At 66.5% G+C, this 17,760-nt stretch carries 14 protein-coding genes; 8 read left to right on the forward strand and 6 right to left on the reverse strand.

What is annotated here, in order from left to right; all coding sequences use genetic code 11:
• Nucleotides 1–97 precede the first annotated feature (97 nt).
• From F3J43_RS05500 to F3J43_RS05525, 6 genes are all read left to right on the forward strand, one after another.
• Nucleotides 98–1,348: an efflux RND transporter periplasmic adaptor subunit gene (locus F3J43_RS05500; RefSeq protein ID WP_166883799.1), complete on the forward strand. Its 1,251-nt coding sequence runs from the start codon at nt 98–100 to the stop codon at nt 1,346–1,348.
• Nucleotides 1,345–4,437 carry a multidrug efflux RND transporter permease subunit gene (locus F3J43_RS05505; protein ID WP_166883800.1) on the forward strand — a complete coding sequence of 1,031 codons (3,093 nt, stop codon included), beginning with the start codon at nt 1,345–1,347 and terminating at the stop codon, nt 4,435–4,437. Before F3J43_RS05500 ends, F3J43_RS05505 begins: the two co-directional genes overlap by 4 nt.
• Nucleotides 4,438–4,446: 9 nt before the next feature.
• Nucleotides 4,447–5,118 (forward strand): heavy metal response regulator transcription factor, encoded by a 672-nt coding sequence (locus F3J43_RS05510; RefSeq protein ID WP_166883801.1) that lies wholly within the window; start codon nt 4,447–4,449, stop codon nt 5,116–5,118.
• A gap of 243 nt (nt 5,119–5,361) precedes the next feature.
• Nucleotides 5,362–6,801: a heavy metal sensor histidine kinase gene (locus tag F3J43_RS05515; RefSeq protein WP_166883802.1), complete on the forward strand. Its 1,440-nt coding sequence runs from the start codon at nt 5,362–5,364 to the stop codon at nt 6,799–6,801.
• Between the two features lie 131 nt (nt 6,802–6,932).
• Entirely contained in the window at nt 6,933–7,157 is a 225-nt protein-coding gene (locus F3J43_RS05520; RefSeq protein WP_166883803.1) for a hypothetical protein, read from the forward strand.
• 204 nt (nt 7,158–7,361) lie between these two features.
• A complete protein-coding gene (locus F3J43_RS05525) occupies nt 7,362–8,672 on the forward strand; it encodes an OprD family porin (RefSeq protein WP_166883804.1) in 1,311 nt (436 codons plus the stop codon).
• 42 nt (nt 8,673–8,714) lie between these two features.
• Here F3J43_RS05525 and F3J43_RS05530 read toward each other — a convergent pair whose 3' ends face one another.
• Both F3J43_RS05530 and F3J43_RS05535 read right to left on the reverse strand, forming a co-directional pair.
• Nucleotides 8,715–8,912: a DUF3077 domain-containing protein gene (locus tag F3J43_RS05530; RefSeq protein WP_286184345.1), complete on the reverse strand. Its 198-nt coding sequence runs from the start codon at nt 8,910–8,912 to the stop codon at nt 8,715–8,717.
• Between the two features lie 49 nt (nt 8,913–8,961).
• Entirely contained in the window at nt 8,962–9,201 is a 240-nt protein-coding gene (locus F3J43_RS05535; protein ID WP_166883805.1) for a hypothetical protein, read from the reverse strand.
• 550 nt (nt 9,202–9,751) lie between these two features.
• On the opposite strand from F3J43_RS05535, the gene F3J43_RS05540 reads away from it, so the two are divergent.
• Nucleotides 9,752–11,254, forward strand: coding sequence for a GGDEF domain-containing protein (locus F3J43_RS05540; RefSeq protein ID WP_166883806.1), 1,503 nt, complete (start codon nt 9,752–9,754; stop codon nt 11,252–11,254).
• A 50-nt stretch (nt 11,255–11,304) separates the two neighbouring features.
• Here F3J43_RS05540 and F3J43_RS05545 read toward each other — a convergent pair whose 3' ends face one another.
• Complete coding sequence (locus F3J43_RS05545) at nt 11,305–11,781, reverse strand: ferritin-like domain-containing protein (protein WP_166883807.1); 477 nt, start codon at nt 11,779–11,781, stop codon at nt 11,305–11,307.
• 202 nt (nt 11,782–11,983) lie between these two features.
• Here F3J43_RS05545 and F3J43_RS05550 point away from each other — a divergent pair, with 202 nt between their 5' ends.
• On the forward strand, nt 11,984–12,205 hold the full coding sequence (locus F3J43_RS05550; protein ID WP_166883808.1) for a DUF3820 family protein: 222 nt from the start codon (nt 11,984–11,986) through the stop codon (nt 12,203–12,205).
• Between the two features lie 30 nt (nt 12,206–12,235).
• Here F3J43_RS05550 and F3J43_RS05555 read toward each other — a convergent pair whose 3' ends face one another.
• Genes F3J43_RS05555 through ptsP form a run of 3 tightly spaced genes read right to left on the reverse strand, consistent with a single transcriptional unit; the run spans nt 12,236 to nt 17,758 of the window.
• A complete protein-coding gene (locus tag F3J43_RS05555) occupies nt 12,236–13,963 on the reverse strand; it encodes a PTS fructose-like transporter subunit IIB (RefSeq protein WP_166883809.1) in 1,728 nt (575 codons plus the stop codon).
• Nucleotides 13,960–14,907: a 1-phosphofructokinase gene (gene pfkB / locus F3J43_RS05560; RefSeq protein ID WP_166883810.1), complete on the reverse strand. Its 948-nt coding sequence runs from the start codon at nt 14,905–14,907 to the stop codon at nt 13,960–13,962. Before pfkB ends, F3J43_RS05555 begins: the two co-directional genes overlap by 4 nt.
• A gap of 1 nt (nt 14,908) precedes the next feature.
• On the reverse strand, nt 14,909–17,758 hold the full coding sequence (gene ptsP / locus F3J43_RS05565; protein WP_166883811.1) for a phosphoenolpyruvate--protein phosphotransferase: 2,850 nt from the start codon (nt 17,756–17,758) through the stop codon (nt 14,909–14,911).
• Nucleotides 17,759–17,760: the final 2 nt, after the last annotated feature.

The raw sequence follows: 17,760 nt of genomic DNA on the forward strand, positions 1-17,760 counted from the left end.
ATGTCAGCCAGGCGTCACCTTGCCGACCCGATCGACACGCTATAACCCAGATGATCCATAGTCCGTTTCCAGCCCTCCGGCCAAGGTACCCGCCCTGATGCGACGCCCCTCCCGTCCTCTCGTTCTCGCCGCCCTGGCCCTGGTCCTCCTGGCGGGCAGCGCCGCCTGGCTGGGGCTGCGCCAAGCCCCTCCCAGCCGCGCCGGCGCCAATGCCATCCCGGTACGGGTGGTGAGCGTGGCCCGTCAGGATGTACCGCGCTACCTCAGCGCCATCGGCTCGGTGCTGTCGCTGCACAATGTCGAGGTCCGCCCGCAGGTCGAGGGCGTGCTGACTCAGGTGCTGGTCAAGGAGGGACAAGAGGTGAAGGAGGGCGACCTGCTGGCCACCCTCGACGACCGCGCGATCCGCGCCAGCCTCGACCAGGCCCGCGCCGAGCTCGGCCAGACCCAGGCGCAGTTGCAGGTGGCCAACGTCAATCTGCGGCGCTACCAGTTGCTGAGCACCGACGATGGCGTCTCCAAGCAGACCCTCGACCAGCAACAGGCGCTGGTCAACCAGTTGCAGGCGACGATCAAGGGCAACCAGGCGGCCATCGACAATGCCACGGTGCAGCTCAGCTACACGCAGATCCGCTCGCCGGTGACCGGCCGTGTCGGTATCCGCAACGTCGATCCCGGCAACCTGGTGCGCAGCAGCGACGCCCAGGGTCTGTTCAGCGTGACCCAGATCGACCCGATCGCCGTCGAGTTCGCCCTGCCCCAGCAGCAGCTACCGACCCTGCAAGCGCTGCTCAAGGCGGCGAAACCCGCCGAAGTCGAGGCCTACATGGACGCCGACGGCGAGCGCAGCCTGCTCGACAAAGGCCACCTGATGCTGATCGACAACCAGGTCTCGGCCAACACCGGCACGGTGCGGGTCAAGGCCGAGTTCGACAACCAGGACGGTCGCCTGTGGCCAGGCCAGCTGGTCACCGTGCGCCTGCGCACGACGCTGGAGGAGAACGCCCTGGTGGTTCCGCCGCCGGTGGTGCAGCGCAGCCTCGACGGCCACTTCGTCTATCGCCTGGACGGCGACACGGTCAGCGCCGTGCCGGTCAAGGTGCTGTACCAGGACAGCACGCTGAACATCGTGGCCGGGGTCGAGGCTGGGGACTGCCTGGTGCTCGACGGCCAGTCGCGGCTCAAGCCCGGCAGCCGGGTGGAACTCAGTGGCGAGTCGCAGTGCCTGGCAGAAGGCAATCGCGGGGCAAGCCCGCGCCCACGCAAACAGCTTCAAGACGTGGGAGCAGGCGAGCCCCGCGATGAGGCCCTTATCGACAACGCCAACGCCGAGGCGAGCCAGCCATGAACACCCGCAACGGCGTCTCGGCCTGGTGCATCGACCATCCCATCGCCACCCTGCTGCTGACCTTCGCCCTGGTCCTGCTGGGCGCCATCGCCTTCCCGCGCCTGCCGGTGGCGCCGCTGCCCGAGGCGGACTTCCCGACCATCCAGGTCACCGCCCAGTTGCCCGGCGCCAGCCCCGAAACCATGGCGTCCTCGGTGGCGACGCCGCTGGAGGTACAGTTCAGCGCCATTCCCGGCATGACCCAGATGACCAGCAGCAGCGCCCTGGGCTCGACCACCCTGATCCTGCAGTTCACCCTCGACAAGAACATCGACACCGCCGCCCAGGAAGTCCAGGCGGCGATCAACACCGCCACCGCGCGCCTGCCCCAGGACCTGCCCAGTCCACCGACCTGGCGCAAGGTCAACCCGGCCGACAGCCCGGTACTGATTCTCACCGTCAGCTCCGCGCAGATGCCCGGCAACGAGCTCAGCGACTATGCCGAGACCCTGCTGGCACGCCAGCTCAGCCAGATCGACGGGGTCGGCCTGATCAACATCACCGGCCAACTGCGCCCGGCGATCCGCGTGCAGGCCCAGCCCGAGAAACTCGCCGCCATCGGCCTGACCCTGGCCGACATCCGCCAGGCCATCCAGCAGACCAGCCTCAACCTGGCCAAGGGCGCGCTGTACGGCGAACACAGTGTCTCGACCCTTGCCGCCAACGACCAGCTGTTCCACCCCGAGGACTATGCCCGGCTGATCGTCAGCTACCGCAATGGCGCGCCAGTGCACCTGGCCGATGTCGCCAAGGTCATCAATGGCGCCGAGAACGCCTACGTCAAGGCCTGGTCCGGTGACCAGCCGGGCCTGAACCTGGTCATCTTCCGCCAGCCCGGGGCGAACATCGTCGATACCGTGGACCGGGTGCTGGACGCCCTGCCCCGCCTGCAAGGCATGCTCCCGGCCGCGGTCGAAGTGTCGGTGCTGCAGGACCGCACCCAGACCATTCGCGCCTCGCTGCACGAGGTGGAACTGACCCTGATGATCGCCGTGGCCCTGGTGATCGGGGTGATGGCGCTGTTCCTGCGCCAGTGGTCGGCGACCTTCATCGTCTCCAGCGTGCTCGGCGTGTCGCTGATCGCCAGTTGCGCACTGATGTACGTGTTCGGCTTCAGCCTCAACAACCTCACCCTGGTGGCCATCGTCATCGCCGTGGGCTTCGTGGTCGACGATGCCATCGTCGTGGTGGAGAACATCCACCGCCACCTGGAAGCCGGCGACGACAGCCGCACCGCCGCGCTCAAGGGCGCCGGCGAGATCGGCTTCACCGTGGTCTCGATCAGCTTCTCGCTGATCGCCGCGTTCATCCCGCTGCTGTTCATGGGCGGCGTGGTCGGCCGGCTGTTCAAGGAGTTCGCCCTGACCGCCACGGCGACCATCCTGATTTCGGTGGTGGTGTCGCTGACCCTGGCGCCGACCCTGGCCGCGCTGTTCATGCGCCGTCCGCCCGAAGAGCAGCACGGCGGGCTCGGCCAGCGCCTGGTGCGCTGGTACGAAAAAGGCCTGGACCGCGCCCTGGCGCACCAGCGCATCACCCTCGGCGTGTTCGGCATCACCCTGGCCCTGGCCGTGGCCGGCTACGTGGCCATCCCCAAGGGTTTCTTCCCCTTGCAGGACACCGGCTTCATCCTCGGCACCAGCGAGGCTGCGTCGGACATCTCGTATGGCGCGATGATCGAGAAGCACCAGGCGCTGGCGAAGATCATCGAGGCAGACCCGGCCGTGCGCGCCTTCTCCCACTCGGTGGGGGTCACCGGCAGCAACCAGACCATCGCCAACGGCCGCTTCTGGATCGCCCTCAAGCCCCGTGGCGAGCGCGACGTGTCGGCCAGCGAGTGGATCGACCGCATGCGCGCCAAGCTCGCGCAGGTGCCTGGCATCGTCCTGTACTTGCGTGCCGGACAGGACATCAACCTCAGCTCCGGCCCGTCGCGCACCCAGTACCAGTACGTGCTCAAGAGCAACGACGGCGTCGCGCTGAACCTGTGGACCCAGCGCCTGACCGAACGCCTGCGGGAAAACCCGGCGTTTCGCGACCTCTCCAACGACCTGCAGCTGGGCGCCAGCGTCACCCGCATCGATATCGACCGCCAGGCCGCCGCGCGCTTCGGCCTGACCACCACCGACGTCGACCAGGCGCTGTACGATGCCTTCGGCCAGCGGCAGATCAGCGAGTTCCAGACCGAGACCAACCAGTACAAGGTGATCCTCGAACTGGACGCCCGCCAGCGTGGCAAGGCCGAAAGCCTCAACTACTTCTACCTGCGCTCGCCGTTGTCCGGCGAAATGGTGCCGCTGTCGGCCCTGGCCCATGTCGCGCCGCCCAGCACCGGGCCATTGTCGATCAGCCACGACGGCCTGTTCCCGGCCGCCAACCTGTCGTTCAACCTGGCGCCGGGCGTGGCCCTGGGCGAGGCGGTGCAGATCCTCGAACGCACGCAGCGCGAACTGGGCATGCCCGATTCCATCGCCGGCAACTTCCAGGGCGCGGCCCAGGCGTTCCAGAGCTCGCTGTCGAGCCAGCCGTACCTGATCCTCGCCGCGCTGGTGGCGGTGTACATCATCCTCGGCGTGCTCTACGAGAGTTTCGTGCACCCGCTGACCATCATCTCGACCCTGCCTTCGGCAGGCCTCGGCGCGCTGATACTGCTGTGGGCCATGGGCCAGGACTTCACCATCATGGGGTTGATCGGCGTGGTGCTGCTGATCGGCATCGTCAAGAAGAACGGCATCCTGCTGATCGATTTCGCCCTCGAAGCCCAGCGCCACCAGGGCATGACCCCGGAACAGGCGATCCACCAGGCGTGCCTGGTGCGTTTCCGCCCGATCATCATGACCACCCTGGCTGCGCTGCTCGGTGCCGTGCCACTGATGTTCGGCTTCGGCACCGGCGCCGAACTGCGCCAGCCGCTGGGCATCGCGGTGGTCGGTGGCCTGCTGGTGAGCCAGGCCCTGACGCTGTTCACCACCCCGGTCATATACTTGGCCCTGGAGCGCCTGTTCCACCGCCGCCGAGCCACTGCGGCGCCCGCGCCGACCGCCAGTTGAGACAAGACCATGCGTGTGCTGATCATCGAAGACGAAGAGAAAACCGCCGACTACCTGCATCGCGGCCTGACCGAGCAGGGCTTCACCGTCGACCTGGCACGGGACGGCATCGACGGCCTGCACCTGGCGCTGGAGGGGGACTACGCGGTGATCGTGCTCGACGTCATGCTCCCCGGCCTGGACGGCTACGGTGTGCTGCGCGCGCTGCGGGCGCGCAAGCAGACGCCGGTGATCATGCTCACCGCACGCGAGCGGGTCGAGGACCGCATCCACGGCCTGCGCGAAGGCGCCGACGACTACCTGGGCAAGCCCTTCTCGTTCCTCGAGCTGGTCGCCCGGCTGCAGGCCCTGACCCGGCGCAGCGCCAGCCACGAGCCGCTGCAGATCCAGGTCGGCGACCTGTGGATCGACCTGATGGCACGCAAGGCGACCCGCGCCGGTGCTCGCCTGGAGCTGACCGCCAAGGAGTTCTCGCTGCTCAGCGTGCTGGCTCGCCGGCAAGGCGAGATCCTGTCCAAGACCGCCATTGCCGAGCTGGTCTGGGACATCAATTTCGACAGCGATGCCAATGTCGTCGAGGTGGCCATCAAGCGCTTGCGTGCCAAGCTCGACGGGCCGTTCGACAACAAGCTGCTGCACACCATCCGGGGGATGGGCTATGTCCTGGAAAACCGTGGCTGACGCGGCTGGGGCCGCTTTGCGCCCCATCGCTGGCTGCGCCAGCTCCCACAACATAAGCCCTGTTAGAGCTGTGGGGGCTGTGAGAACTGTGGGGGCTGTGGGAGCAGTGGGAGCAGTGGGAGCAGTGGGAGCAGTGGGAGCAGTGGGAGCAGTGGGAGCAGTGGGAGCAGTGGGAGCAGTGGGAGCAGTGAACACTGTGGGAGCTGGCGAAGCCAGCGATGGCCCAGCCAAGGTAATTGCCCGATGAACCAGCCAGCCAACCACCCCTCCAGCGCTGCGCCTGCGAAAGCCGGCAACTCCATCGCCCTGCGCCTGTCAGCCCTGTTCACCCTGGTGGCGCTGGGCGTGTTCGTGCTGATCGGCAGCGCTCTGTACCGCCAGGTCGACCGCAGCCTCGACCTGCTCCCCCAGGCCGAGCTGGACGCACGCTTCAGCGTGCTCGAGTCCACCCTCAACCGCTATGGCACCCCCGAGCACTGGGCCAAGATCAACAACAAGCTCAACCTGCTCGGCGAAGAGGACCGGCGCATCCGCTTCTGGGTGGTGAGCAGCGATCCGGCCTACGAGTACGGCCACCCCAGCGAGCAGGTCCGCGCCCTTGCCGAAGGCCCGCAGGGTATGCGTGACCTGCGCCTGGACGACAGTCCCTACCCGTACAAGGTGCTGGTCAGTGCCTTGCCGGCCCTGGGCGAGCGCCCGCCGCTGCGATTTCTGATCGGCATCGACACCGAGACGTTCTGGCAAGCCCAGCACAGCCTGCTGGTGGCCATCGTCGGCCTGGCGGCGCTGGGCGTGCTGCTGGCCTCGCTGCTCAGCTACTGGGTCGCGCGCATCGGCCTCAAGCCCTTGCGAGCCCTCTCGGACGAAGCCCAGACCCTCGCCCCGCCGCGCCTCGACGGACGCCTGCAGACCCAGGACCTGCCTCCGGAACTGGCGCAGTTCGCCAGTGCCTTCAACGCCGCCCTCGACCGGGTCAGCCAAGCCTATTCCCAGCTCGAAGCCTTCAACGCCGACGTCGCCCACGAACTGCGCTCGCCGCTGACCAACCTGATCGGCCAGACCCAGGTCGCCCTCACCCGCGGTCGCAGCGCCGAGCACTACTTCGAGGTGCTGCAATCGAACCTCGAGGAGCTGGAGCGCCTGCGCAGCATCATCAACGACATGCTGTTCCTCGCCAGCGCCGACCAGGGCAGCAAGGCCACCGCACTGGCCCAGGCGTCGCTGGCCGAGGAAGTGGCCACCACCCTGGACTACCTCGACTACATTCTCGAGGACGCCCAGGTCAGCGTCACGGTCAGCGGCGACGCCCAGGCGCGCATCGAAAAGGCCCAACTGCGCCGGGCGCTGATCAACCTGCTGAACAACGCCGTGCAACACACCGCGCCGCGGCAGGTGATCCAGGTGCGCATCGAGACACAGGCGGAACAGGTGAGCATCGCCGTGAGCAACCCTGGCCCGGCGATCGCCGACGAGCACCTGGCAATGCTGTTCGAACGCTTCTACCGGGTCGATGCCGCGCGCAGCAACAGCGGGGGTGGCAACCATGGCCTGGGGCTGGCGATCGTCAAGGCCATCGCCGTGATGCATGGCGGCACGGTGTTCGTCAGCAGCGAAGGCGGCACCAATACCTTTGGCATCAACCTGCCAAATGCTCAACGACGCGGGTTTGCGGTAAGTATCTGAAGTACTTCCGAACGATCGTTACTTTTTTTGCAAGAGTGCTTATCTGAACACCCTCTGTTTCCAGGGTCTTTCCAGGACTAACTTTAGCCCTGTCTCCATTAGCACTTGCCCCGCAAGAAGGTTGCATCGAAATGTCCAACAGTATGGGTGTTGCCAGCGTCTTCGTCCTGTCTTCCCTGTTGTTGTCGCCCCTGGCCATGGCTGAAGAATCACCGGCCTTCGTTGCCCGCAACGCGGCACTTGCCAGCGTTCATCAAGAGGCCCGCGAGGCCTACGCCACGCAACCTGCCGATGCAGTGAAAGACGCACAGCAGACTGCCTCGAAAGTTTCCGCAGAGACCAACTCCGATAGTTGATCGCTTGCCTTGCAGTTTCTAGTTTTCCCTTGGCTACACCATGGGCACCGCCTGTGACGATATGTTAGCCTTTCAAAGCCGCTGCCAATCAGCGGCTTTTTTTATGTGCAGAAAATATCAGCCAGGTTGTTACGTTCATTCTAAGAAAGCAGCAATCCCGACAATAAAAACTGCCCCACTGTCAGACCAAAGGAGCTCGTACCGGTGTCCTCCGTGTATCGTTTTACCCCGCTGTTCGTTGCATTGGCCGCAACGATGCCGTTCGCTGCCCAGGCCGATGAAGACAAGGCTGATGGCTTCATCGAAGGTTCCACGCTGAACCTGCACCTGCGCAATGCGTACTTCAACCGCAACGAGAAGAACCACAAGATCGAGGACAAGCGCGAGTGGGGCCAAGGCGCCGTGGCGCGCTTCGAGTCTGGCTACACCCAGGGCACCATCGGCTTCGGTCTCGATGCCCACGCCATGGTCGGCCTGAAACTGGACGGCGGTTCCGGCCATGCCGGCACCTCGATCCTGCCGAGCGAACCGGGCGACAAGTCCCGCCATGAGTTCTCCACCGCCGGTGGCGCGATCAAGCTCAAGGGCTTCGACACCGAACTCAAGGCCGGTGACCTGTTCCTCACCAACCCGGTGATCGCCGGCGGCGAGAGCCGCATGCTGCCGCAGACCTTCCGCGGCGTCGCGGTGACCAACCGCAGCGTCGACGGGCTGATGCTCGAAGGCGGCAAGGTCAGCTTCACCAAGCCGTACAACCAGAGCGGCCACCGCCGCATCAACACCTACTACAGCAACCAGACTCCGGAGCAGAACAGCCAGAACCTGAGCTGGGCCGGCGCCTCGTGGAGCGGCACCGAGCACGTCACCGCCAATGTCTACGCCGCCGAGCTCAAGGACATCTGGAACCAGTACTACGCCGACTTCGACTACACCTACGAAGTCAACGACCTGGTCAGCCTGAACCCGGGCGTGCACTTCTACCACACCCAGGACACCGGCCAGTCGAAGCTGGGCAGCATCGACAACAACACCTGGAGCGTGCACTTCACCGTGGCCGCCGGGTACCACAGCGTCACCGCCGCCTACCAGCGGGTCAACGGCAACACGCCGTTCGACTACATCAACCTCGGTGACAGCATCTACCTGGACAACTCGCGCATGTACTCGGACTTCAACGCGCCGAACGAGCGCTCGTGGAAGCTGCAGTACGACTACGACTTCGCCGGCCTCGGCGTACCTGGCCTGACCTCGTCGCTGTCGTACTCGCGCGGCAAGGCCGACCTGACCAAGGCCAGCCAGGACACCCAGTTCTATGATTTCTACAACCCGGACGGCAAGAACGCGCGCCACTGGGAACGTGACTTCGACCTGAAGTACGTGTTCCAGGAAGGCCAGCTCAAGGACCTGTCGGTCCTGCTGCGCTACTCCACCCACCGCGCCAATGCTGCCTATGCCAGCAACCAGGACAACGACGAGTTCCGCGTGATCGTGGACTACCCGATCAACGTGTTCTGATCCCGCCAGCCTTGCCGGCGAAGGGCCGCAACGCGGCCCTTTTCACTGACGCCTGCCCAGGCCGTTCCCGAGGTCATTGATCAGTGCCTTGGCCATGGCGCTGAGAATCCGCGCCGCACTCCCCGCCAACAGGTCTCCTTCCATTTCCGCTTCGGTGGTCAGGTGCAGGATGCAGCCCTGCAGCATCGACAACTCATCGAACGCCCGGTCGAACGGTACGCCCGCAGCACCCGGAAGCATTCGAGAAAAGTCTCCACGCCCTCGGTCACGCCCCTTTCAGGGCTTTCGCTCATGGCCTCACCTCCAGCGACCGAGCATGGTCGAACAGGCAGTGGAGCAGTTGGGCGAGTATCGCGAGATCGTCGAGCAGGACAGCTGGGCGGACGTCGTCGTCGAACGACAGGTAGACCTCGGCGGTTCCGGTGAAGGCGTTCATCAATGGCAGCGCATGCTCGCGGACTTGCGTGAGGGTCAGGTGCTCGATCATCGAGAGGTAGGGGATGGGTGAATCAGGTACACGCTTGTTCATCTGCAATTTCCACTGTCATAGGCATGAATGGAAACTGCCAGCTCATCCTTTCTCACGAGACAAGGGTGGCAGCCGTACACAGGGTGAGAAAACCGAGGACACTGGAACCCGGCCAGACCGAAGTCTGCCCATGCACGGCTGCCGTAACAGGAGGCGGTACCAACATCGTTCAGGTTTCTCACACCCGATCACCCCAATGGCGACCCAGCGACGTTATCCCTGATGTGATTCCCGGCCTATCCGGAGCCTTCCGGCAGGCGCGTAGGATAGGTCCCAGACACCACCTGACTGAAGGACGCAGTTGCAAATTCGGAAATGTCGTACGGTATTGCCACGATCTGCGAAATACGTGGGAGCTGACCAAGCCTGCAATGGCGCGCGCAGCGCTCCCCGCTGCTGAAACGAAACGCCCTCCCCACGATCGCCAACTGAATCATTTCCGTCGGATCGAACACCTTAAATCTTGTCCGACAATCACCGCTTCCCTAGAATATCGCCGCCGCGTAACAGCCATACCTTCACGGACAGAGGGGCTTATGCAGTAGCGAGCATGACGTTACCCACACGATCTTCGCGATCCACCTTCCACAAGACGCACCCCGAGCTGATCCTCAACCTGGGCAGCTGCCTCGCCGTGCTCGCGATAGTGGCCATCGTCAGCTACCTGCTCGGCCGTGAGCGCGACAGCGTCGAACAGTCGGCCATGCGCTCATCCAGCAACATCGTGCAATTGATCGAAAGCGACATCCTGCGCAACGTCGAGCTCTACGACCAGTCGCTCAAGGGCCTGATCTGGGCCGTGCAGCACCCTGAACTGCTCAACGTGCCGGCCAAGCTGCGCCAGCAGATCCTGTTCAACCAGGCCTTCTCCGCCCCGGTGCGCGGCGACATTCTCTGGCTCGATGCCAACGGCGATGTGCGTGGCGACTCCACCAGCGTGGTGCCACGCCAGGCCAATTTCGCCGACACCGTGCCCTTCCAGCGCCATCGCGACGAGCCCGGCCTGGGTCTGCTGATCAGCCCACCGTTCAAGGCTCGGCTGGGCAGCCTCGACTGGTGCATCAGCTTCAGCCGGCGCATCACGGGCCATGAAGGCGAGTTCCAGGGCCTGGCCGCCGGCGCCCTGCGCCTGTCCTACTTCAAGCAACTGTTCGAGCGCCTGGACATCGGCCAGGACAGCAGCGTCAACCTGCTCAACACCGACGGCCAACTGCTGGCCCGTCAGCCTGCCCGTGCGCAGGATCCGCCGATCGGTACCCGCTACAGCGAACGCCCCAACTTCCAGCGCATCCTCCGCGAGCGCAACGGCAGCTTCACCGCCCAGTCCAGCGCACACGCCGGCCAGCGCATGTACACCTTCGCCCGGGTCGCCGACCTGCCGTTGATCGTGCTGGTGGTGCACTCGTCCGACGAAGTGTTCCAGTCCTGGCGTCGTACGGCGATCCTGGTCAGCGGCGCCACCGGCGTGCTGTGCATTGGCATCCTCTGGCTGACCCTGCTGCTGGGCCGCGAGCTGCGCCGCCGGCATGACGCCGAACAGGGCCTGGCGACCCTGGCCGCCACCGACAGCCTCACCGGCCTGGCCAACCGCCGTCGCCTGGACCAGGTGCTGCGCCAGGAATGGGCGCGCGCGCAGCGCAACCGCAAGCCGCTGGCGGTACTGATGATCGATGTGGATCACTTCAAGGTGTTCAACCAGCGTCATGGGCACGCCGGAGGCGACCATGTGCTGCGCGAGGTCGCCACCACCATCGAACGGTGCATCCGCCGCCCTGCAGACCTGGCGGCGCGCTATGGCGGCGAAGAGTTCCAGGTGGTACTGCCGGAGACCGAACGGGCCGGTGCCCTGCTGTTGGCCGAGCGTATTCGCGCCAGCGTCGAGGCGATGCCACCGTTTGCCGACGATGAGCGTGCGGTGACGGTGAGTATCGGTATCGGCCTGCACGCACCCGGCGCCCAACAGGACCTGACCCGCTTGCTGGGCGACGCGGACGAGGCGTTGTACCGGGCCAAGGCCAATGGCCGCAACCGGGTCGAAGGCCCCCTGGACTGACTGCGTGAAGACGCATTCGCCGGCTTGGCCGGCAAATGCGTCGACAAGGTTCAGGCCCGCGCGCGCGCCGCGTTGCGCAACGCCTTGACCTGGTCATGGTTGCGCTGCACGCCTTGCAGTTGCTTCTCCACCAGCGCGTAGGTCTGGTCACTGGCACTGCGGCCCAGCTTGACCAGCTTCTCGCGGCCGTCCTTGTAGGCCTTCAGCGCATGGTCCTCGCCACGCTCGACCTCGTTGAGCACCGCGGTCTCGTCCTTGCCGGTGACCATCGACTTGAGGTTGACCCAGCCGCGGTGCAGGTCGCCACTGATGCTGGTACCGGTCTCGGGATCGCCGCCCAGGCGCCGCACTTCGTTCTGCAACTCGGCCGCGGCCGTGGCGCATTCGCCGGCGCGCTGGACGAAGAAGGCCTTCAGCTCAGGGTTCTTCACATCCTCGGCGGATGCCTTGAAGCCCTTTTCACCATCCTTGCTGTACTCGATCAGATCGTTGAGCACTTCGATCGTGTCTTTGTTGGGATTACTCATGGCAACAACTCCTTGGCAGGTGATAGTCGCTTCTACCGGAGCAGGCTTCATGCCAGTTCGCGACTCTAAAAAATCACTTTAAAAACATGAAGTTATGAAATGAATAAGTATCCCGGGAATAGGCGTTCTGCATGATTGGCGCTTGGGTCGTCGTGCAGTTTGCAGTATGGTCCGCGCATCCCCCGCCACAGGCCGCCGACCGATGAAGCCCGAATCCCTGCAACTGCTAGTCACCCGCACCATGCCCTTCGGCAAGTACCAGGGGCGGGTCATCGCCGACCTGCCCGGCGACTACCTGGCATGGTTCGCGCGCAAGGGTTTTCCACCCGGAGAGTTGGGCGGCTTGCTGGCGTTGATGCACGAGATCGACCACAACGGGCTGGGCGACTTGTTGAAGCCGCTGCGCAGCAGGCCCCGAGGCTAAGGGGCGCGTTGGCTTGCCCCGCGACAGGGTCTAGCCCTTGGCCGGCGCCACTACCAGCTCGGCCTGCTCGCCCTTCTTGATCAGCGCGTACACCACCGCCGTCACCAGGCTTCCAGCAACGATCGCCAGCAGGTACGCCAGCGCATGGTTGATCGCATTGGGGATCAGCAGCACGAACAGCCCACCGTGGGGCGCCATCAGCTTGCAGCCGAAGTACATCGACAGCGCACCGGTCAGCGCGCCGCCGGCGATACTGGCCGGAATCACCCGCAACGGGTCCTTGGCGGCGAACGGGATCGCCCCTTCGGAGATGAAGCACAGGCCCAGCGCCAGCGCCGCCTTGCCCGCCTCACGCTCGCTCTGGGCGAACTTGCGCCGGGCCAGGAAGGTGGCCAGGCCCAGGCCGATCGGCGGCACCATGCCGGCGGCCATGGTCGCCGCCATCGGGGCGTAGCTCGACGAGGCCAGCAGTCCCACCGAGAACGCATAGGCGGCCTTGTTGATCGGCCCACCGAGGTCGACGCACATCATCCCGCCGAGCAGCAGCCCGAGCAGGATCGCGTTGGTGGTGCCCATGCTGTCGAGAAAGTGCGTGAGACCTTCGAGCATCGCCGCCACCGGCTGGCCGACCACGTAGATCATCACCAGGCCGGTGAACAGGCTGGCCAGCAGCGGAATGATCAGGATCGGCTTGAGCGCTTCCAGGCTGCTCGGCAGACGCACCCAACGGGCGATGGCCTTGGCACTGTAGCCGGCCAGAAAACCCGCGACGATGCCGCCGATGAAACCCGCGCCCAGGGTGCTGGCGAGCAGGCCGCCGATCATCCCTGGCGCCAGGCCAGGGCGGTCGGCGATGGACCAGGCGATGTAGCCGGCCAGCAACGGCACCATCAGCTTGAACGCCGCCTCGCCGCCGATCTGCATCAATGCCGCGGGCAACGTGCCCGCCTCTTTGTAGGCCTCGATGCCGAACACGAACGACAAGGCGATCAGCAGGCCACCGGCGACCACCATCGGCAGCATGAACGACACGCCGGTCAGCAGGTGCTTGTAGACTCCGGCGTGCTCGGTTTTCTGCGTCATGCCGGCAGCATCGCCGGCACTTTCCACCTTGGCCTCGGCCAGCGCCTTGTCCAGGGTGGCGCGGGCCTGCTTGAGGGCGATGCCGGTGCCACAGCGGTAGATGCGCTTGCCGGCGAAGCGCGCGGCGGGCACTTCGATGTCGGCGGCCAGCAGTACCACGTCGGCCTCGGCGATGGCTTCGGCAGGCAACGGGTTGCGCGCGCCGACCGAGCCCTGGGTTTCCACGGTGAACTGGTAACCCAGGGCCAGGGCAGCCTGCTGCAGCGCCTCGGCGGCCATGAAGGTGTGAGCCACGCCGGTCGGACAGGCCGTGACCGCGACGATCTTCACCGCGCCGTTGAGGGCGTCAGGCATTGGGCTGGCGTGCTGCACCGCGGCAGCGGCGGCGGCCTGGTCGAGGAAACTGTCGCGGTCGGCCAGGGCCTGGGCCGGCGTGCTCTGGTACAACCGCTTGCCAGCGAAGCGCGTCAGGTCCACCGGGCCGGTGCTGACCACCAGCACCCAGTCGGCCTCGGCGATCTGCGCGGCGCTCAGGCGCCCTTCGGGTTGCCCGGCGTCCTGTACCTCGACACAGGTGTTCCAGCCACGGCGCTGGGCCGTGGCTGCCAGCAGGCGCGCGCTGAGCACGCTGGACACCTGGCCGTTGGGGCAGGCGGTGACAATCGCAATGTTCATCGGCAACCCTCTTGTTGTTCTGTCAGTTGCACGCCGGCTTCGAGCCGCGCCAATTGCTCACGGTCGTGAATGCCGAAGCCGACCTGGGTGACCGCCTGGGCGGCAATGGCCGTGGCACGACGCAAGGTGACGGCGGGCGCCTCCTCCAGCAGCAGGCCATGGACCATGCCCGCCAGCAGTGAATCACCGGCGCCGACAGTGCTGGCGATGCGCACTCGCGGCGGCAGGGCGTGCAGTGCCAGAGCGCGGGTGAACCAGCTCACGCCGTGCTCGCCCTGGGACACCACCACATGGCCGACGCCATTGGCCAGCAGCTGGCTGGCGGCCCGGCGTTGCCCGGCGGCGTCAGCCACCGGCAGCCCGAGCGCCTCGCCAAGCTCGTCGGTATTCGGCTTGACCAGCCAGGGCGCAGCCATGAGCCCTGCGCGCAGGGCTTCGCCGCTGGTATCCAGGGCGACCTTCAGGCCCTGGGCCCGGAGCCTGTCCAGCAGCGCGCGCAACCAGTCGGGGTGGATCCCGCGGGGCAGGCTGCCAGCCACCACCACGGCGTCATGCCCTGGCGCCACCTGCTCCAGGCGCTGCAACAATGCCTCCTGCGCCAGCTCGTCGACTTGCGGCCCCTGGCCGTTGATATCGGTGACGCGCCCGTCGGCCTCGACCAGCTTGAGATTGCTGCGGGTCTCGCCGGGCACGCGCACGAAGCAGTCGGCAAAGCCACGCTGGGCAATCAGTGCCTCGAACGGTTGCAGGTTGTCCTGGCCGAGGAAGCCGCCGACGGTGACCTCGTGGCCAAGGTCGGCCAGCACCTGGGCGACATTCAGCCCCTTGCCGGCGGCATGGCTGTGCTGGGCCTGGGCACGGTTGACGGTGCCCGCGCGCAGGCGCTCGAGGCTGACGGTGATGTCCAGCGCCGGATTGAGGGTGAGGGTGAGGATCTTGGCCATCTCAGTAACGCTCCACCAGCGCCCGGACTGCTTCGGCGCTGTCTTGTTGCAAGGCCTCGCGCGCCAGGGCGCGAGCCGTTGTGTGATCGGCCTGGCGTACCAGTGCCTTGACTTCGGCGACGCTGCGGGCAGCGACGCTCAGTTCGTCCACCTCCAGGCCCAACAGCACCGCCACCGCCTGCGGGTCGGCCGCCAGCTCGCCGCATACCCCCACCCATTTGCCCTGGGCATGAGCCGCGCGCACGGTCATGTCGATCAGGTTCAGCACCGCAGGATGCAGACCATCGGCCTGGACCGAGAGGCTCGGGTGGCCGCGGTCGATGGCCAAGGTGTACTGGGTCAGGTCGTTGGTGCCGATGCTGAAGAAGTCCACCTCGCGGGCCAGTTGCGGCGCCAGCAACGCGGCCGAGGGCACCTCGACCATGATGCCTACCTGCAGGTCGGCGACCGGGGTCTCCTGGCATAGGCGCTCGACCATGGCCTTGGCGGCGCGCCATTCATGCATTTGCCCGACCATCGGGAACATGATCCGCAGCGGTCGGTTGTCGGCGGCGCGCAACAACGCGCGCAACTGGTCTTCCATCACCTGCGGGCGCTGCAGGGTCAGGCGCACGCCGCGCACGCCGAGGAACGGGTTCTCTTCCGCGGCGATCGGCCAGTACGGCAGCGGCTTGTCGCCGCCGACATCCAGGGTGCGCACCACCAGTGGCCGCCCGCCGAGGCCGTCGAGCACACGCCGGTACTCGGCCTCCTGGGTGGCGACATCGGGCAACTGCGGATGAGCCATGAAGATCAGCTCGGTGCGCAGCAGCCCGACGCCTTCGGCGCCCTGCTCCACCACCTTGTCGATCCCGGCGCTCTCACCGATGTTGGCGAACACTTCGACGGCGTGGCCGTCACGGGTCACTGCCGGTTCGTGGCGGTTGACCCAGGCGATCTGCAGGCGCCGCTCGCGAGCATCACGCTCGGCCAGGGCCCGTTGCAGCTCGGCGGCAGGCGGCGCGACCGCGACCCGGCCGCGCTGGCCGTCCAGCAGCAATGGCGTGCCGTTTTCCAGCAACAGCACAGCCGCGCCGGCGCCGACCACCGCCGGAATGCCCAGGGCACGGGCGACGATGGCGCTGTGGGCAGTGGCGCCGCCCTGGGCGGTGACGATGCCGGCGACCCGTGCCGGATCCAGGCGAGCCACATCCGAAGGACCGACCTCAGCCATCACCAGCACGTAGGGTTGTTCAGGCTCGGCGGCATCGTGCACGCCGCACAACTGCGCCAGTACCCGACGGCCGATGTCGCGCAGGTCGGCGGCGCGCTCGGCCAGCAGGGCATCGTGCAGCGCCTCCTGTTGACGAGCGGCGGCTTCGATCACCGTCATCCAGGCGGCGGCTGCGCTTTCTCCCTGGGCCAGGCGCGCCTCGACATCGTCGCTCAGCGCTGGGTCGGCGAGCATTTCCTGATGGGTGACGAAGATTTCGCCGATGGCCTTGTCGCTGCGCTGCACCAATGTGGACAGGTCGGCATGCACCTGCTCGATGGCCTGGCGCAGCTTCAGTCGTTCCTGCGCTGGCGACTCGCCGCGCAGTGGGTAATCGATCTCGCGCTCGACGCGCACATGCGCCGGGCCACTGGCAATGCCCGGCGACGCCGCGACACCTTGCAGGGCGCTGCCCGACTCCGGCGCCAGCAGCGGCTGCGCCAACGCCTGAACAGGCAGGACCGCCTGGGCCAGCGGCTCGACCTCCTCACCCAGACCTTGTTCGATGGCGGCCAGCAGCACCGGCAGGGCATCGGCTGCGATCCCTGGTTCGGCGATCAGTTCCAGCGTCTGCCCGCGCCGCGCGCCAAGGCTCAGCAACTTGCTCAGGCTCTTCATCGACACGGCGGGCTGGGCGCTGTCGAGCAGCCGCAGACGAATCTCGCCTTCGAAGCCCTTGGCCAACTGGGCCAACACCTTGGCCGGACGCGCATGCAGGCCATGAGGGTTGGCCAGCACCACCCGCACGCTGGGCCAGTCGGCGGGCGCCTCGCCGCCGAGCACTTCGAGCACGTCGCGGCTGCTGCTGGCCCGGTAGAGGCTCTGCCCCCGGCCTTCGATCAGCACTTCGCACAAGCGCTCGAGCAACGCCTGGTGGGCGGCACCGAGGCTGGCCAGGCAGAACAGCCCGTTGAGGGGCTGGTCACGGTAGCGCAAGGCCGTCTGTGGAGTGAGGAACGCCAACCCAGGCTGGCGCACCTGGCGCTCGCTGTGCAGCCACCACAGGCCGTCGCCCAGCGGCAGTGGCTCGGCCTCTTGCAGCACGGCGGCGAAACCGTTGTCGACACAACCGGCACGCTGCAGCAGGCGCGCGCCGCGCCAGGCAAGCTCGTCGAAGTCTTCCGCCACCAGATTCAGCGCCACCAGTTGCGCGTCCAGGGCCAACGCCTGGGGCGCCCCTTGCAGCAGCTTGAGCAGCGCCTCGGCAGAGCTCGCCCGGCGCAGGGCCTCGGCCAGGTCGGTCTCGCCGAGGGCGCGGGTGAGCAGTTGCAGCAGGCGCAGGTGCTCGTCGGAGCGGGCCGCGATGGCGATGGCCAGGTAGACGATCTGGCCGTCGCCCCAGTCCACCCCCTCGGGGAACTGCATCAACCGTACGCCGGTGGCGAACACCTGGTCGCGGGTCTGCGGCGTGCCATGGGGGATGGCGATGCCCTGGCCGAGGAAGGTCGAGCCTTGCGCCTCGCGGGCGCGCAGGCCCTCCAGGTAGCCAGCGGCCACCAGGCCATCGGCGACCAGTCGATCGGCCAGCAACGCCAGCGCCTCATCCTTGTCGGCGGCGCGCTGGCCCATGGCAATCTGCTCCACGGCGAGCTCGAGCATGA

Source organism: Pantoea sp. Cy-639 (genome assembly GCF_011752525.1).
In the GTDB taxonomy this organism is placed as follows: domain Bacteria; phylum Pseudomonadota; class Gammaproteobacteria; order Pseudomonadales; family Pseudomonadaceae; genus Aquipseudomonas.